General features: G+C 67.0%; 10 protein-coding genes. 3 read left to right on the forward strand and 7 right to left on the reverse strand.

All coding sequences use genetic code 11. From position 1 onward, the window contains the following. Position 1 precedes the first annotated feature (1 nt). The 5 genes from CLV49_RS02805 to CLV49_RS02825 form a co-directional block, all read right to left on the reverse strand. Positions 2 to 508: a septum formation family protein gene (locus CLV49_RS02805; RefSeq protein ID WP_208019917.1), complete on the reverse strand. Its 507-nt coding sequence runs from the start codon at positions 506 to 508 to the stop codon at positions 2 to 4. Beyond that, positions 493 to 1,716 carry an HTTM domain-containing protein gene (locus tag CLV49_RS02810; protein WP_158261890.1) on the reverse strand — a complete coding sequence of 408 codons (1,224 nt, stop codon included), beginning with the start codon at positions 1,714 to 1,716 and terminating at the stop codon, positions 493 to 495. The genes CLV49_RS02805 and CLV49_RS02810 overlap by 16 nt, the downstream gene beginning before the upstream one ends. After that, positions 1,709 to 2,557 (reverse strand): DUF5819 family protein, encoded by an 849-nt coding sequence (locus tag CLV49_RS02815; RefSeq protein ID WP_127054563.1) that lies wholly within the window; start codon positions 2,555 to 2,557, stop codon positions 1,709 to 1,711. Before CLV49_RS02815 ends, CLV49_RS02810 begins: the two co-directional genes overlap by 8 nt. A 255-nt stretch (positions 2,558 to 2,812) precedes the next feature. Next, entirely contained in the window at positions 2,813 to 7,327 is a 4,515-nt protein-coding gene (locus tag CLV49_RS02820) for an SdrD B-like domain-containing protein (protein ID WP_106562179.1), read from the reverse strand. A gap of 97 nt (positions 7,328 to 7,424) precedes the next feature. Further along, complete coding sequence (locus CLV49_RS02825; protein ID WP_146145352.1) at positions 7,425 to 8,951, reverse strand: Ig-like domain-containing protein; 1,527 nt, start codon at positions 8,949 to 8,951, stop codon at positions 7,425 to 7,427. 383 nt (positions 8,952 to 9,334) lie between these two features. On the opposite strand from CLV49_RS02825, the gene CLV49_RS02830 reads away from it, so the two are divergent. From CLV49_RS02830 to CLV49_RS02840, 3 genes are all read left to right on the forward strand, one after another. Then, on the forward strand, positions 9,335 to 10,117 hold the full coding sequence (locus CLV49_RS02830; RefSeq protein WP_106562181.1) for a hypothetical protein: 783 nt from the start codon (positions 9,335 to 9,337) through the stop codon (positions 10,115 to 10,117). Between the two features lie 109 nt (positions 10,118 to 10,226). Continuing rightward, positions 10,227 to 11,528, forward strand: a complete 1,302-nt coding sequence (locus CLV49_RS02835; RefSeq protein WP_208019919.1) for a right-handed parallel beta-helix repeat-containing protein — start codon at positions 10,227 to 10,229, stop codon at positions 11,526 to 11,528. After that, complete coding sequence (locus tag CLV49_RS02840) at positions 11,525 to 12,754, forward strand: Dyp-type peroxidase (protein ID WP_106562182.1); 1,230 nt, start codon at positions 11,525 to 11,527, stop codon at positions 12,752 to 12,754. Before CLV49_RS02835 ends, CLV49_RS02840 begins: the two co-directional genes overlap by 4 nt. A gap of 444 nt (positions 12,755 to 13,198) precedes the next feature. Here the strand turns inward: CLV49_RS02840 and CLV49_RS02845 are convergent, their stop codons facing one another. Further along, on the reverse strand, positions 13,199 to 16,375 hold the full coding sequence (locus CLV49_RS02845) for a PKD domain-containing protein (RefSeq protein ID WP_158261891.1): 3,177 nt from the start codon (positions 16,373 to 16,375) through the stop codon (positions 13,199 to 13,201). A gap of 447 nt (positions 16,376 to 16,822) precedes the next feature. Then, on the reverse strand, positions 16,823 to 17,002 hold the full coding sequence (locus CLV49_RS02850; RefSeq protein ID WP_106562184.1) for a hypothetical protein: 180 nt from the start codon (positions 17,000 to 17,002) through the stop codon (positions 16,823 to 16,825). Positions 17,003 to 17,150 lie beyond the last annotated feature (148 nt).

Consider the following 17,150-nt stretch of genomic DNA (forward strand, 5'->3'; position numbering starts at 1 on the left):
GCTACGCGCCGGCGTTCTGGAGCGTCCCGGTGACCGGCCCGTCCGGATCGGTGACCGCGCACGAGACCCCCCGGTCGCCGTCCCCGTCCCACATGGTCACCGTCGGGGTGATGGCGAAGTACTCGAGTCCGAGCTCGGCCGACGGCGCCCCGAGGAACACGGGCAGCTGCTTGGCGCAGATGAGCTCGGCCGATTCGCGCACCTTCGTCGTTCCCGGAAATTCCCCGTCCGGGAGCTCTTCGGCGTAGTAGATCTCGTAGTCGTGCGGCTCCTCGCAATCCACGAGCCCGTTGATCTCGACCTCCCCGGTGGGGTCGTCGACGTAGCACTCCCCCGTCGCGGCGACGAAGCGCGACTGGCGCTCCGGAGACAGCGAGACCGCAGCCTCGGTCGGTTCGTCGGGGGTCGGTGGGCTGGACGCACAACCGGCGAGGAGAGCCGCGGACAGGATCACGAGCGCCGACGCCATCGGGGCCGTCGCCCTCAGGCGGCTCACGTCGTGGCCCACGGCGCCACTCTCGATGTGTCGCGAGCGGACACCGGCTCGGGAGCCTGCTCGAGGTCTGAGGCCCTCTCCGGGTCGGGATCCGACGTCGCCGCGGCCTCCTCATCGCGCCGTCGCGTTCCGGACGGCCTGACGATCTCGCGGGTCCAGCGCCCCAGCCGGCCGTAGGTCAGGTCGCGGATGAGTACTGCATCCGCCGCGAACATCCACATCGAGAACCACGGCAGTCCCATGAGGACGCCGATCGCGAGGTGGAAGGAGAACATCACGAGAAGAGCTGCGATTCGGGTCCACCGGTTGAGCAGCAGGAAGGGGAACGCCACCTGGGCGAGCACGGTCATCACGGACGCGACCGCGATGAGGATCGGCGAAGCCGTTGCGATTCCGGACAGCACGGGGAACGGATTGAACACGTCCACATTGAGTGGGCCCCAGATGGCGGTGCCGTGCTGCCATGATTCGCCGGCCGCTTTGAAAAGACCTCCGGCCATGTAGGTGCAGATCGTCTGGAAGACGATGAGGACGAGCGCGAGATTGTGCACGGTGTTGGAGAACCAGGACGGCATCACCGGCTGGCCGCGCCACAGACGAACGATCGCGCCTCCACCCGGGCGGGTCTGCCGCCGCCGCCGACGCCGCGCATCGAGCGACCACCGGCTGGACGCATCAGTGAAGAAAATCAGGAGGAGCAGGATGCGCGACAGGTTGTCGCTCTGGTCGCCGACAGCCGGAGCGAGCTCGATGAGTCCGACCCACAGCACCCAGAACACCGGGAGCACCAGTCGCGTGCGGTAGCCGAGGATGAGAAGGATCGACAGCACGATCATGGCCACGTAGACGGCGGTGAAGAGCAGGTCGTCGTATGCGATCATCCGCATGATCGAGAACACGGGCATCGTGGAGAAGCGACTCGTCGGCTGGATGTTCTCGACGTTCCACGCCGAGCCGGAACCGAACGTGTAGAGACGCGTCGAATAGTTGGACACGAGCAGCCCGAGAGCGGCGACCCCTCCGAGGATGCGGAAGACCGACAGGCCGTAGAGCGCCTTCTTCGATGAGGTGAGCCAGGATTCGCCCGCGAGGAGAGCCCGGCCGAGGCCCTGCCAGGCGGCGATCCACGCGCCACGGAGGGCCGCCTTCAGCCGACCGGTGATCGGGCGGAGTCCTTGCCCCCGCGCCGAAACGGGTCGCTTCGTCGTGCGCTTACTCATCGTCGTTTCCTGTCTGGTCGGCCACGAGGGATCGGAAGACATCGGCGAACGCACTGTCGCTCTGGTTCTTCCGGTCGACGAGTCCACGCCAACCGCTGTCGATGTACGTCGGGGCGGGTACAGCGTCGGGGTCGTCCCGGTTCTCGAGCGCCACCACGTTCGAGCGCGAGATGCGGTACTGGACCTGCTCCACGTCGTCTCCCCAGGTGGCGCGTGCGACCTGTGTCGCGTACGCCGTGGCCTTCCACTCCTGGCGGAGGTACGTCCAGACGGTCTCGCTCTCACCCTCGACCTCGATCACGGCGGAACGGAGCCGCTCCACCCACTCGCCCTCGAAGTATCCGTCGGCGATCACGCCACGCTGCTCCTCCGAGAGGTCGAAATAAGCCGTGTAGTACTTCATCGCCTGCTTGTGCCCGACGATGCCGGCGCGCGCCTGCAGGAGCGTACCGGCGAGCATCGACTGCTCGGCCTCGGTCGCGTCCACCCACTCCGTCACCTCGCGCCCGCCGTCACCGATCACGGTGGCCCGGACCTCGAGCGCGTAGTTGCCGTCGATGGGGTCTGGCGCGAACACCGACCAGTTCTGGTCGAACAACGGGTTCATGTACGACGACAGCATGCCGTCGGGTAGAGCCTCACGGATGGCGGTTCCTGGCGCGATCCAGAGATAGGTGGCTGCACAGTGCCAGCCGGCGATCGCGACGAGCACGACGACGACGATCCGCTGCAGGAGGCGCGGTCTCCGGATGGTCGGCGTCGGTTTCGCCGTCGCCGGTCGAGAGGCGGACGGTGAATCCGAGGTGCCGTCGCGCTGCGGCGGCCGTTCCAACAACGTCATGTGCATGGTGCCTTTCCCTGAAACCTGTTGTCACAGTAGGAGCGCCCACGAGCCGTTCCGTGGTCGAGGACGGTGGAGCGGGCGGGTTTCATATCGCGCTTCACCCTGCGAATTCACACTTCCCCGTGTGTGTCACCTGGTCGGGGGACGACCGCCCCGCCCGTGAAACGCCGGGAGGGGCACCCCGCCCGTGAAACGCCGGGAGGGGCGCCCCGGCCGAAGCCGGGACACCCCTCTGATCAGCGGATGTGCGCTCTAGGAGTGCGACTCCGATCCCTTGCGGTGACGCATGCGCCACCGGGTGACACCGGCGACGGCCGCTCCGAGGACCACCAGCACACCGGCGATGAGCAACGGAAGACCGAAGCCGTTCGCACCGGTGACCGCGAGGTCACCGTCGGTCGAGGAGTCGGAGCTGCTCGACGCCGAACCGTTCGTCGCACCATCGGGGCCATCGCCACCGAGACTCGACGAGTCGGAACCACCGTTGGACGACGGGTCCGTGGAACCGTTGGACGACGGGTCCGTGGAACCGTTGGACGACGGGTCCGTGGTGGCGTCGGACGACGGGTCCGTGGTCGCGTCGGACGACGGGTCCGTGGTCGCGTCGCTCGTTGCATCCAGAGATGCATCGGTCGACGTGTCGGTGCTCGGATCGGGATCCGAATCGGCCGAGGCGTCCGGAGTCGCCGGGTCGGCGTCGGGGCTCGCAGACGCGTCGGGCGACGAATCGGTGGAAGCGTCAGGCGACGAGTCGGTGGAAGCGTCAGGCGACGAATCGGTGGACGCATCAGGCGACGAATCCGTCGACGCATCAGGCGACGAGTCCGTCGACGCATCCGGCGACGCATCCGGAGACGAGTCGGTGGAAGCGTCAGGAGACGAGTCCGTCGACGCATCCGGCGACGCATCCGGAGACGAGTCGGTGGAAGCGTCAGGAGACGAGTCCGTCGACGCATCCGGAGACGTATCCGTGGAAGCGTCAGGCGACGAATCGGTCGACGCATCCGGGGACGCGTCAGGAGACGAGTCGGTCGACGCATCCGGCGACGCGTCAGGAGACGAGTCCGTCGAAGCATCCGGCGACGCGTCAGGAGACGAGTCCGTCGAAGCATCCGGCGACGAGTCAGTCGACGCATCCGGCGACGCATCAGGCGACGAGTCAGTCGACGCATCCGGCGACGCGTCAGGAGACGAGTCCGTCGAAGCATCCGGCGACGCGTCAGGCGACGCATCCGTGGAAGCGTCAGGCGACGAGTCCGTCGACGCATCCGGCGACGAGTCCGTCGACGCATCCGGCGACGCATCAGGCGACGCATCCGTAGAGGCGTCAGGCGACGCATCCGGCGACGCATCCGTGGAAGCGTCAGGCGACGAGTCGGTCGACGCATCCGGCGACGCGTCAGGCGACGTGTCCGTGGAAGCGTCAGGAGACGTGTCCGTAGAAGCATCCGGCGACGCGTCAGGAGACGTGTCCGTGGAAGCGTCAGGAGACGTGTCCGTAGAAGCATCCGGCGACGCGTCAGGAGACGTGTCCGTGGAAGCATCAGGAGACGAGTCGGTCGAAGCATCCGGCGACGCGTCAGGCGACGTGTCCGTGGAAGCATCCGGCGACGCGTCAGGAGACGAGTCCGTCGACGCATCCGGCGACGCGTCAGGAGACGTGTCCGTGGAAGCGTCAGGCGACGAGTCCGTCGACGCATCAGGAGACGTATCCGTGGAAGCGTCAGGAGACGAATCGGTGGAGGGATCCGTCGACGCGTCAGGAGACGTGTCCGTCGACGCATCCGGAGTCGTGTCGGCATCCGGAGTCGTGTCGGCATCCGGAGTCGTGTCGGTATCGGTCGACGCGTCCGGCGTACCGCCGGGGCTCGTGTCCGCGTCCGGCGACGGGTCGGTCGACGTGGACGAGTCCGTGTCGGTGTCCGTCGACGTGTCGGCGTCCGTGCCCGGGTTCACACTCGTCTCGGGGTCCTCCTCGTTCACCTGGACGTCGACCGAGTCGTAACCGTCGTCGGGGGTCGTGTTCCGACCGCCGTCGTCGCTCGGGTTCTTCTCGGGCTCGTCCGGAACCTCTTCGCCGTCCACGACCAGCTGCGCCCTGTTGGTGACGGGCTGGTTGAGGTCGATGAATCCGTTGATGGTGCCCGTGATGACGATGCGAGCGTGGTCCTCCGGCTCGAGGTCGCCGATCGTCCAGACACTTCCGTCGTAGTCGAAGTTCGTCCGACGGTCGTTGAGGTACCCGGTGTGGCCGGCGTAGGTCACGCCGCGGGGCAGCACGTCCTTCACCTCCACGTCGTTGACCGCAACGGCATCAGCCTTCACGTCGATCACGTAGCGGACACGGTCGCCGACCTTCACGATGCGAGGCGTGGTGAGCGTGTCACTCGATGCAGGCGGGTCGTCGATCGACTCGCCGGGGAGGAGCACCTTCTTGTCGACGCCGACAGGCAGCGTCAGGAAGTAGCCGGCGTCGATCGAGTGATCGTTCGCCCCCGACTCGTTCGTGCGCACCGAGGCGATCGCCGTGGAGGGGTCCGGGTTGGAGTCGATGAGGACATCGCTCCCGGCCTCCTGCACGGTGAGACGCAGCATCGAGGTGTCGGTGAGACCCAGTTCCTCGAGCTCCGGCGAGATGGTCGCCGTCGTGTGGTCGAACTCGATCGTGTAGTCCGAATTGGGCTGCACGCCGTCGACGTCGGAACGGAACACGTACACGCCGTCCGCGTTCGTCGTCTTCGTCGCGACGACCTGGCCGTCGGCGTCACGCAGATTCACCGTGACACCCGCGATGGGCACCTCGGACGGGTCCTGGATCCCATCCTTGTCGGCGTCGAACCACACCCGGTTGCCGATCTCGATCGGTGCGTTGCCGGCGAGAGCCGACAGCGAACCGAGGCCGTTGGCCTTGCCCAGCTGCTGGTTCTGCTGCTGATTCAAGATGGGCCCGGTAGCATCTACGTACCGGTCGGTATCGATGTTCACGCGCCGAAGACCGGTCTGGAGCGCTCCGGCGCCGACGTGGACTCCGGACGTGAGAATACCGTCGGGGCGGCTCGGTACGGCGACAAGCGAACCCTGGGACTGCCCGCTGATTCGCTGCCCGCCGACGTTCCACCGGTCGTCGTAGTTGTTCCAGTCGGGGATGGTGTAGCCGAGGCCTCCGCCCGGCTCAGCCCCGACGAGAATACCGGTGGTCGTGCGCGTCACGGTCACGTCACGACCGTTAACGGTCAGTGGAGTAGCCTGCCCGATCTGGTCGCCTGTGAGGTTGCGGAAGCCGAGTACGAGTTCGCCACGCACCAACTCGATGTCCGACGCGATGTATTGGTTCGACGTGACCCACACTGCGTTCGGGTCGGCCACGTCTCTGGACTGGAACTGGACCTGGTCCGCCGAGGTCAACCAGGGGCCGGGAGTTCGGTTGTAGGCGTCCTGGTTCTCCTGGTTGAGCGTCCCGATGTTCTCGTCGAGGATCTTCGTCAGGGCTGACGGGTTCTGCTCAGAGAACGTGAAGATCTGAACACCAGTCTGCGACGCATCGCGCGATACCTCCGCCGTCTTGGTGACGGTGAGCAGGATCTCGTTGGTCGTCGGGTTCGTCGTGAGCCCGAAAGGTCGAACGTCAGAACCGTCGGGGAAGTACTGGTCCCACTCCGTCTCGACGATGTCCGCAGCCGTAATCGTGTCGTCGCTGATATCAATGGAAATCAGCGAGCGGTTCTTGAGGTTGACCGTGTACAGGGTGTTGCCGTCGTTCGACAGCGTGAGCCCGCCAAGGCCGTTGCGACCGACGTACGGGAAACGATCTGTCGCCTCATTGAGGTACTGGCTGTCCGTCCATCCGGACTCGTCGCCGCGCCCTGTGGTCCCCAGATCGATGCCGAAATCAGTGAGGTCGACGAGGATCTTGGCACTCGCCGTCGGCGACGTCTTGGTTCCGTTGTCGGGAGTCACCTCGTAGATCGCGCCGATACCACCAGGGCCCATCGCTACAAGCGACTTCAAGTACGAGGAGACAAAGAGTCGGCCGACGCCGTTCTGAGTGTCAGCACGCTTCCATGCCGAACCAAGAGTGGAGCCGATCTGGCTGTGGGGCACCTGCCACACCGACGCGTCGTACTCCTTCTCGTTCTTCTGCGGGGTGTCCGCAGCGGCCTGAGGAGTCGTCGTCGCGTCCCACGGAGTCACAACACCGGCGTTCTTCGTCGCGTTGCCGCCCGTCAGCGCACCGAAGCGGGCGATCGGCGTGTACACGAGCGGGTTGTACTCGACGAAGTCGCGCGGCACCTGGAACGAGAAGTTCACATTCGTGGCGCCGGGGTCGGCGAACTGCACCGTGCTCCCGTTGTCCGGGCCGATGTAGCCCTCACGCCATTGCTCCCACTGCGGCTCGTCCGGGATCGTGGCGACGACGCGCCACTTCTCGGAGTCGTTGGGCAGCGTCAGCGAGTACGCACCGTTGTCACCCGTGGTGACCTCGGCGGTCGAGTTGCCGGCGTCGTCAACGGCCTTCACCTTGATGCCGGCGAGGACGGGGTCGGTCGTCTCCTTCTTGCCATCACCGCTGTAGTCCTGCCACGCGATACCGGAAATGGTGTCGCCCGTCGCGCCGAAGGCAGCCGGCGCCGTCATGCCCGCGAACGCGGACGCTCCGAACACTGCTGTCAACGCGCAGATGGCGGCCGCTCGACGCGGCGCACCTCTCCTCTTACCCGATTCACCTCCGCTCGAGGTCACCTGGGGGCGTAGTGATTGTTCACGCATGTGGAACTCCGTTTTCCTTGAATGTGACTCAGGTATGTCTCGACGGGTGTCCGGCGGGCGGGGGGAAGCCACCCGCCGGACACCCGAGTCGTGGTCGCTACAGGTTTTCCGTCTGGCGGACGCGTGCACGCGACCTGCTGTAGGCGATCGTGGTGACGATCAGTCCGCCGCCGATCGCGATTCCGGCGAGCCAGAACAGCGAGTAGTCGAGGTCGGCACCCGTGACAGCGAGGTCATCGCCGGGTTCGTCGCTGTTGTCCACGGGCTTCGTGGGCGTCGGCGAGGGCACGGGCTCGGCCTCGAGGAAGCCGAACCAGGAGTCCGTCGCCTGGACGCGGTCGCCGCTGCGCATGCCGGTCGCGACCACCGTGGCCTCGTCCTGGTGAGAACCGTCGGTGCTCGGAGCCTCGAGGAGGCCCTGGCACTCGAAGTACTCGCCGGGGAGGATGACGACGCCGTCGAGATCGCAGGAGAGCGTGACCTCGTCGCCCGAGACGGTCTTGTCCGTCAGGGTGATACCCGAGAGCGTGTCGTTTCCGGTGTTGGTGATGCGGAACACGATGGTCTCGTCGACCTCTCGCGTGAGGGTCTTACCGGGGGCCTCGTCGAAGTCGCCCTCCTCGATGCCCTCCTCGAGCGAGTACTTGGTGAGCTCGACAGCGGGAACACGGATGATTCCGTTGCCCTCGCCGAGGCCGAGGTCGCGAGCGACGAAGTTGAGCCAGCTGGTCTCGCCGTTGGCGATGGTGCCCTCGAAGTACGCGGTGCTGTCGGTGTCGACGACGTCAGCGAGAACGCGGACCTGGTACACCTGCGAGTCGACAGTGGCCTGCGAGAAGTGCGTGACCAGTTCGGTGGGAGTGCAGCTCACGACGGACGCGCCGATCTCGGCACCGTCCCCGTGCGACTGCCACGTGCTCTCGTGCACGCCACCGTGGTAGATGGCGCCGTTGGGCGCGTAGCCCTCCCAGAACTCGACGGAGTCGCAGTTGAAGAGCGTCGTGTTGTCGACGGGACGCATCGTCACCGTCTGCTCGTCCCACGGACCCTCGTTGAGGCTGCCTCGCCAGATGACGGCGTCCTCCGGGTTCTCCTTGCCGCGGTCGTCCTCATCGGTCCAGTAGCCCTTGATGTAGACGCTCGTGAGCGGCGGGAGGACGGCGGGCTTCGTGATCATCCGGTCCGTGAACGGCTCACCGCTGTTCGTGAAGACGAACTCCTTCTCGGTGTTGTTCGCCGCCGGGTCGTCGACCAGCAGGCCGTAGTGGCCCGTCACGACGACGTCGAGGTTGTTGTCGACGTAGTCGGTGAAGGTGAAGGTGATCTCCTTCTCGCCGGTCGCGACGCCCGTCGCGACGAGGAGGCCGTCGGGATCGCGGACCTCGACGGTCTGGCCGGACGGGTAGTCGAGAAGTTCCGGGAACCCGAGGATTGTCGTGTCACCCTCGGTCGCCTCGTCCGGGACCTCCATCGTGTAGGCCACCTGGACGGCTCCACGATCGAACTGCTCGGTCTCGACGATGTGAATGTCGGTGAACACCCCCGCGAGCTCGGCGGCCGAAGCCGGCTGAGCGAAGAACAGTCCACCGAACGCGAGCGCAGCGGTGGTGACGAGCGCAGCCACACGCTTCGCCGAGCGACGGGACGAACCGCCGGGTTGTTCCACCGAACGTCCGGGTGAACTGGTGAAAGTCCCCCGTGACGCGGTGGAGGAGTCGGATGAGAGGAATCTCATGTATGCACTTCTCCCTAGGTCTCGAATGCAAGCCGTCCTATTCGGGCATGGGAGCGACGCGACCTGAGCGGTGAGGGAGAAGGAAGAGACCTTTTTCATCCCGCATCTCACACCGGATTCTCAGGCGGTCCCCCGTTCGTGGGGCAGGTGTGCGCGCCGGGGGAATGCGCCGTCACGGCTGCGGTCGGCGACGATCGCGCCCGACGCGGTCCTGCTACGTTTCCTGCGATCGAGCGACACCGATCCGTGCCGATCCGACGAAAGAAGCCAGCATGACCACCTCCCCCTCACGGCCCGCGACCGGGCTGCGACGCGTTCTCGCCGCGCTGGTGTGCGTGGTCTTCGTCATCTCGACCGCGGCCTGCACGACCTCGTCGGAGGAGGACGCCCGCCGGCTCACGACGTCGGAGTCGGAGCTGCTCTCAGCTGCGCGGTTCCGCAACTACGACGCGGGTACCCGCCGCATCGACGTCACGATCGCCGGCCCCGAGACCAGCACGGAGCTGACCGGCTACTACGACTTCCTCGACCATGCCGGGCTCGTGCAGGTCGTTCCGACGGACGACGGATCGACCGTGGGGGCCGAGGAGTACACGAACTACGTGTGGTGGACGACGAGCGTCGTCGGGGAGGCCGTCGTCGAGGGCGCGGCGCCGGACTGGGAGGCAGGGATACCCGCCGTCGACCCCGCATGGGAGTGGGAGTTCTTCGAGATGGACTCGTCCGCGTCCACGCTCCTCGCCACGCTCGCCCTCGTGTCCGCGACGGGCGTCGATCGACCCGACAACCCTCAGTTGCTCGCCCAATCCGATGCGCTGTGGCTCGATTCGACAGAGGACGGCGTCTGGTTCCAGCTGCCGAGCTCCGACGAGATCGCACCGGCGACGGGCCAGCCGGTGGAACGCGCGACGATCCCGCGGTTCCTCGTCTCCGACGACGGCGTGATCCAACGGGCCGAGGTGACTCTCGCCGATTCGAGCACCGCCACGATCGTGTTCGGTGCTTCGGACGACGGCGACGTGCCGCTCCCCGACGTCGCGACCTCGGGTGAGTGAGGCGAGAGCGAATCACGGGGTGAAAGCCGGGGTGAAGTCAGAATGCCAGAGGGCGCGCTGGCGGCCTTCACCCCCCGCGTGCGCACGTGCCGCCGCTTAGCCTCATCCCGTGGGAATCCGGAGCGCACGCGCAGTCCTGGCCATCGTCCTCGCATCGATGACGTTGGCCGGGTGCGCCCCCACGGAACCCCCGGCCGTGGCGGACACGATCCGGGTGCCCGACGACGCACCCACGATCACCGACGCGGTCGCCGAAGCCACCCCGGGAGACCTGATCCTCGTCGCGCCCGGCGTCTACCGCGAGAGCGTGATCGTCGACGTCGCCGACGTGACGATCCGGGGTGAGGACCGCAACGAGACCGTCATCGACGGCGAGGGTGTCCGCCCCTACGGCGTCGTCGGGATCGCCGACGGCGTGCGCGTCGAGAACCTCACGTCGCATTCGCACCTCTACTACGGCGTGCTCATCACCGGCGTGCACACGGAGGACGGGCCGGAGGCGCGCGGCGCGTCCGGCTACGCGCCCTTCGATCCCGACGACTTCCCCCCGCTGCAGCGCTTCGGCGTGGATCATGTGACCGCTTACAACAACGGCCTCTACGGGATCTACGCGTTCAACGCGCAACACGGTTCCATCACGGACTCGTATGCGTCGGGCTCAGCGGACAGCGGGATCTACGTGGGCCAGTGCCGTGAGTGCGACACCCTCGTGCAGGGCAACGTGGCGGAGCGCAACGCCATCGGCTTCGAGAACGCCAACGCCTCGGACTCGGTGGTGATCACGGGAAACCGTTTCTCCGACAACCGCGTGGGGATGACGCTGATCTCGAACTACCAGGAGGCATTCACCCCCCAGCACGCCAATGTGGTGGCGGGGAACGTCGTCGCCGACAACAACTCCTCGGAGTCGCCGGCCCACGCTGAGGGTGCTTTCGGGGTGGGTATCGGGGTGCAGGGCGGCCAGCAGAACCTGTTCGACGCGAACGTCGTCACCGGTCACGAGGTGGCCGGAGTGGTCTTCTCCAGCACGGAGGACCTCGCGGCCACGGACAACCGCATCGAGCGTTCGACCCTCGAGGGGAACGGCGTCGACGTCGCCAACACGTCCGCCGACCGGGCGCCGGCCTCGGGGAACTGCGCCGAGTCGGACGGGCCACTCAGCACCCTGCCGCAGGGGCTCGACCTCGCCTGCGCGGATTCATCGACCTCGCAGGCCTCCGGAGCACTCCCCACCGTGGAGGTGCCCCCCGGGGTCAGCTTCCTCCGTGTAGACGCTCCGCCGGCGCAACCCTCTCTCGACGATGTGTCGTCGCTCCCCGACCCGCTTCCCGACGCCACGGACATGCCGTCACTCGACGACGTCGACGTCCCCCCGTCCGACCTCCTCTCCGACCTCACGAGGGCACAGTGACCGCTCCTCCTCTATCCGGCCCCGAGCAGAGCCGGACGGTGAGCCGCCGAGGGCTCCTCCTCGGCGGCGGAGCGTTCGCCGGCGGCGCGATCGCGAGCGGCGCGATCGTGTCAGCCCTCCAGGGTGCGACGAGCGTCACCGCATCGGCACAGCCGACGACGGCCTCGCAGAGCCGCTCGCCGTCGCCGTACGGCGCGCATCAGGCCGGCATCGCGCGGCCCGGCACGCCCCAGCCGCACGGGCTCGTCCGCGTCTTCGATCTCGCCGTCGTCGATCGCGACACGATCTCCGCAGCCCTCCGGTCCGTTCAGAACGTCATCGAGCGCGCGACCGACACCCCGCTCCACGATCCGGAACTGTTCGCGGACGGACCGGGTGACCTCACGGTCACCGTGGGGATCGGGCCCCGACTCGTCAGGTCTCTCCACCCGAGCACGCCCGGCGCGGACGACATGCCGACCTTCCAGGGCGACGACGGCATCGAACCGACGATGATCGGCGGCGACCTCTTCGTGGCCGCGTACGGTTCCGATCCCGGTCAGCTCGATGCGGTGTTCGCGGCGATCGACAACGCCGTCGGCGACGGCGGACCGATCGGCTCCGTCCGCTACACGCAGCGCGTCTACCGAGGCCCGGGATCGGGCACGATCGTCCGCAATCCGCTCGGCTTCCACGACGGGATCGTCGTGCCGGAGGGAGCCGACGAGCTCGACGAGAACGTGTGGATCTCCGACGGACCGGCGCAGGGCGGCACCATCTGCGTCGTCCGGCGTCTCCGTCTCGCGCGCGCGGAATTCGGGTCGCTCGACGTCTCCGAACGCGAGGCCATCGTCGGTCGGAAGCAGGCGAGCGGAGCTCCGATGTCCGGAGGGAGGCTTCATGACGAGGCGGATCTCGGTGCGAAGACCCCGGAGGGCGAGTTCCTCATCCCCCTCCGCTCGCACGTGCGGGCGGCGCACCCCACTTTCACGGGCAGCGCGCTCATGCTGCGCCGCGGCTATGCCTTCGACAACGGCGTCGCAGCGGGTGGAACCGACGGCGTGGCCGACGCCGGGCTCATGTTCATCTGCTTCCAGAACGAACTCGACGTCTTCACCCGTACGCAGCGCCGCCTCGACGAGGTCGATGCACTCATGGCCTTCGCGACGCCGACGGCGAGCGGTACCTTCCTCATCCTGCCGGGCTTCGATTCCGACCGAGCTCTCGGGGCGTCGCTCCTCGGCTGACGGGGCGAGGCGGTGTTCCAGGCCGTTCCCGAGCAGCTACCGCCTCACATCTCCGGCTCAGCGGGTGGTGAGGATTGCGCTGACAGACACGACGGCGAGGCCCGCCATCCCGCCGGCAGCCGCGAACCACCACCGTCGATGTCGTGCGCGAAGCGCCCATCGTCGATCCTGCCGCGCTTCTCGCCGCGGCGGGATGAAGGTCGACCGGTGTGGGGTCGGTGGGTGGTGGATCGAATGCGTGCTCGCCATGTGGGGCTCCGCTGACGGGGTGGAGTGTCTGTGTTTCTTGCACTGTGACGGCCGGACCTCGTCCCTGCCAGCAAAGACCACCATCGTGGTCCCCTCACATGGTCCCGATCCGGCGGATACGACGCCCCTCACGACGGGCGGGTGTGTTCGAGAGCCCAAGCTCCCGAGCACGCCCGCCCGTCTCTCATCGTGGTGCTACGGCGTGACCTTCTTCACGAGGTAGTCGTCGAACGACACCGTCGACCCGGCCGTCGCGGACGCCGAGACATACAGCCCGAGCCCCACGGATCCCGCCGCCTGCAACACAGCAGTCGTATCCGTCACCGATCGGGTCCAGTCCGCCGGCTCCGCACCCGTCGTCCAGACCTTCGCCTGCACCGTCGTCGTGACCGTACCCGTGACCTGGAACCGGATGTGCACCGGCTCCCCCGCCACGTACGCGACATCCTTCAGGTTCAACACCGACAGGGACTTCCCGGACCGCTGCAACTGCAACTGCAACACCCCATTCGACTGCACCCACACCCGAGCCGTGTACGAATCCGCACCGATCTGACGACCCACGACCGTGACCGCCTGACCACCACCCGTCGCCGCATTATCAAGACGGAACGTGAGCGTCGTGTCACTCGAGTCGGACGACGCCCCCGGAAGCGCGACAGTGCTCGTCTGACCCTTCACACCCGTCAACTTTCCGACACCGTCGCCGACAGACGACGTCGACCCCTTCGCCGCGGCCCACGCACCACCGGTCGTCGCCGAACCCCACCCCGACGCCGCCGAACGCTCGAACGCATCCTGCGCCACCACACCAGCCGGGGCCGGAGGTGTCGGCGTCGCCGACACCGTCACCTGCTTCGACACCGTCGACTTCCCACCCCGGTCATCCGTCACCGTCAGAGCGACCGTGTACGTGCCGGCCTTCCCGAACGCATGCGACGTCTTCGCGCCCGAGCCGGTCGACCCGTCACCGAAGTCCCACGCATACGACGCGACCTTCCCATCCGCATCCGACGAACCGGAACCATCCACCGACACGGCAAGCTCCGTCGAACTCGACGTGAACGACGCCACCGGCAGAACATTCGCCTTCGGAGCGGCAGCCGCATAGTGCGACGCCACCTGAGCCGAGCTCAACACGCGGTTGTACACCGCGACGTTATCGATCGATCCGGCGAAGAAGTTCGACGTGGTAGGGGATCCCGCCCACGACTGTGCACCCGTATGTCCACCGATGTGCCAGTAGCCCGAGTAGGCGTAGCCAGCGGTCGGAGTCGCCCGGCTCGCGACAGACGCGCCATCGACGTAGAGCTGCAACCCTCCGGTCCCGAGCGTCGCCACGACATGGTGCCACCGCCCGTCGTTGTACGACGCGGCCGAACTGACCGAGTCGACGACGCCTGCCACCGGCGTGACGCCGAAGACGAGCTTGCCCGCATTGTTCATGACGACGAATCTTTCTGCGGCGTCGGGGCCGCTCGAACGTGAGCTCGCGAAGTTCATGATGACCCCGCCTGCCTTCGTCGTCGTCTTGATCCACATCTCGTTCGAGTAGACGTTCGGAGCGGTCACGGCGTTGACCGCGGACGCGTAGGAGTTGACGCCGTTCATGACGGCGGCGGAACCACCCGCGACCCCCTCGACGCCCGATCCTCGCGTGGAGACCGTCTGCGCATGGTTGTTCGAGCGGGCCCAGTCGTAGGCCGTCGCCCCCGGCTCATTCATCCCCCAGTAGATCGACGGCTGATCCTGCAGGATCTTCTTGTCGTACGACGTGAGGAAGTCAGGAGACGTCCACATCGGGTTCGCCGGCACCGTGTACGAGACGGCGTTGCCCAATTTCACATTCCCGAAGGGATCGATCGTACGGATCCGGTACGAGTACGTCTTCCCGGGCGTGAGATACCCATCGACCGCCTGCACGGTGGGACGTTGCCAGAACCGTGACTGCACGGTGGTCTGGAACACGGGCTTCGACGTGTTCCCGTCGCGGATCACCTGATACGTCAGCGACGCGTTGTCCCGGTCATAGTTGGCCGCCCAGGAGATCTTCGCGTAGGAGCCACCCCAACTCGTCACCGTCGGAGCCATGGCGGCCTTCTCGAGTTGCGGGCCGTCCGTGTTCGGTGCGATCGTCTTCGGCGCAAACCGCGCAAGCCCCTGCTGATTCACTCCGTTCACCGTCGGGAACTCACCCCCGAGCAGCACGTAGCCTTGCGCTGTCGTCACATCCCACGCGGCCTGGGTGGTCCCTGTGACCTTCCCGGCACGAACGTCCGGGTACCAGTCGAGCAGGGACGGGGCCGGTTGTCCGCCGAAGTTGCCGTACGGCCAGACCGTCCACGGCCGGAGTGTTCCGGTCCGTTCCGTGGAGAACGCCAGGGCGCGGTGGTAGACGTCGGACGAGACGCTCTTGGTCCCTTCAGCGAAGCCGCCGACACCCTCGCATGCATGCGCGTGACTGGTCGTGTAGACGGCGGTGTCCGACACGGCGACGGAATAGGTGTCACCGTGGCAATCAGCGACCCACTCGAGAGTTCCATCGGTCCACGATGCGCGGAACGTGCCCTCGAAGTTTCCTTCGTGACCGTTCGCGAGATACGCGGTTCCGTAGACGCTCCCGCCCTTGCTGGTGAGGGCAGTGATGCCCGAGCTCGGGCCGCCGTTCCGAAGAAGCGCGTTGACCTTCCACGGCAGCGACGCACCCGTGTCGGCGCGGACCGCGCCCATCGAGCGACCTGGATTGTCGCTGCCGTTGAGCGTGGTGAAACGTCCTCCGACGATCAGCTTGCTCTCGTCAGGCGAGACGACGAGAGCCATCACCGTGCCGGGTGCGGCGACGGGGGCCCACGGGGTGATCGCTGCGTTCGACGCGGAGAAAGCTGCGAGGCCCGACCGGGCGGTCTTCTGGGCCGAGGTGAACACGCCGCCCGCGTAGACCGTGGTCTTCGACACGGCGAGAGCCCGCACCGTCGAGTTGAGCGTCGGTGCGAACGAGGTCAGAGCGCCGGAGGCCACGTCGATGGCGGCCAGTCTGTAGCGCACTGCGCCGGCGACCGAGGTGAACGATCCCCCCACGTAGAGCGTCTTCTGGTCGGCGGAGACCGCCATGGTGCGAATCTGACCATTGAAGGCGGGAGCGTAGTCGAGCAGCGCACCGGTCTTGAGGTTGTACGCCAAGAAGTTCGACCGTGACACGACGTGCTCCCCCGGACCAGCTCCCGCCGGCCGTGCGAGCTGGAACGATCCTCCGACGTACACGGTGTCGCCGATGACGATCTGGTCCCAGACGACGCCTGACCCCTTGGTGTCGTTCAGACCAGTCGACAACCCGTCACCGATCTGCGGGGCCGGCAACACGTCCGTCGACACGGTCTCGGGTGTTCGAGGATCTGTCGGCGCCACGGGCGCCGTGTCCGCGACGGCAGGGGCGGTGAAATCTGCGGCGAGAAGACCCGCGGCGAGCGCCGCGACAGCCGCTGCAACAACGATGGATGACAGCCGGCGGCGTGGACGCGGCTGCGTCCCTGACCCCACCAGCGGCGCGGTGAACGCACCCATAAATGACTCTCTTGTCTCTGTTCGAGAAATCGGGCTCGAACAGTCCCCCCGGCGATCGAGAGCGCGCTACCGCACCCCCGGGGCGATTATGACGAATCCTCAGGTTTTGGGGAATACTCCCTCCACACCCCTGCCCCCCCCGTCTCAGGGGTGAGCGCGAAGCCGTGCGCTGTTCAGCGGACGGCGTCCCCTCTGAGCGCTCGAACGCGCCATTCGAACGGCAGCGGCGGAGCCTCCGGGCAGAGAGAGGCCCGTGTCCTAGCTCGAGAGAAGCGCGGCGATGCCGAAGCCGGCGCCGACCCAGATGGGGACCACGATCGCAAGGCCGAAGAGGATGCCGCGGATGGGCGCGGAATCGCGGCGGGCCAGCGCACGCTCAGTCCCCTCGAGCACGGTCGGCTGGCCGAACGGCTGCGTTCCGACGTCGTACGTGGTCATTCCTCGACCCCCAGGTCGTGTTCCGTCCCCCCGTGTGCGTCGGAGGGTGTGCACCCCGTGTGCATCGGGGCGTGTGCCCAGTCTCCCGGCGAAACAGGAGAACGTCGATACCCGTTTCCGGGCGCTCCCCATTCGGGGGTCATGTCGC

The organism is Labedella gwakjiensis (assembly GCF_003014675.1).
Classification (GTDB): domain Bacteria; phylum Actinomycetota; class Actinomycetes; order Actinomycetales; family Microbacteriaceae; genus Labedella; species Labedella gwakjiensis.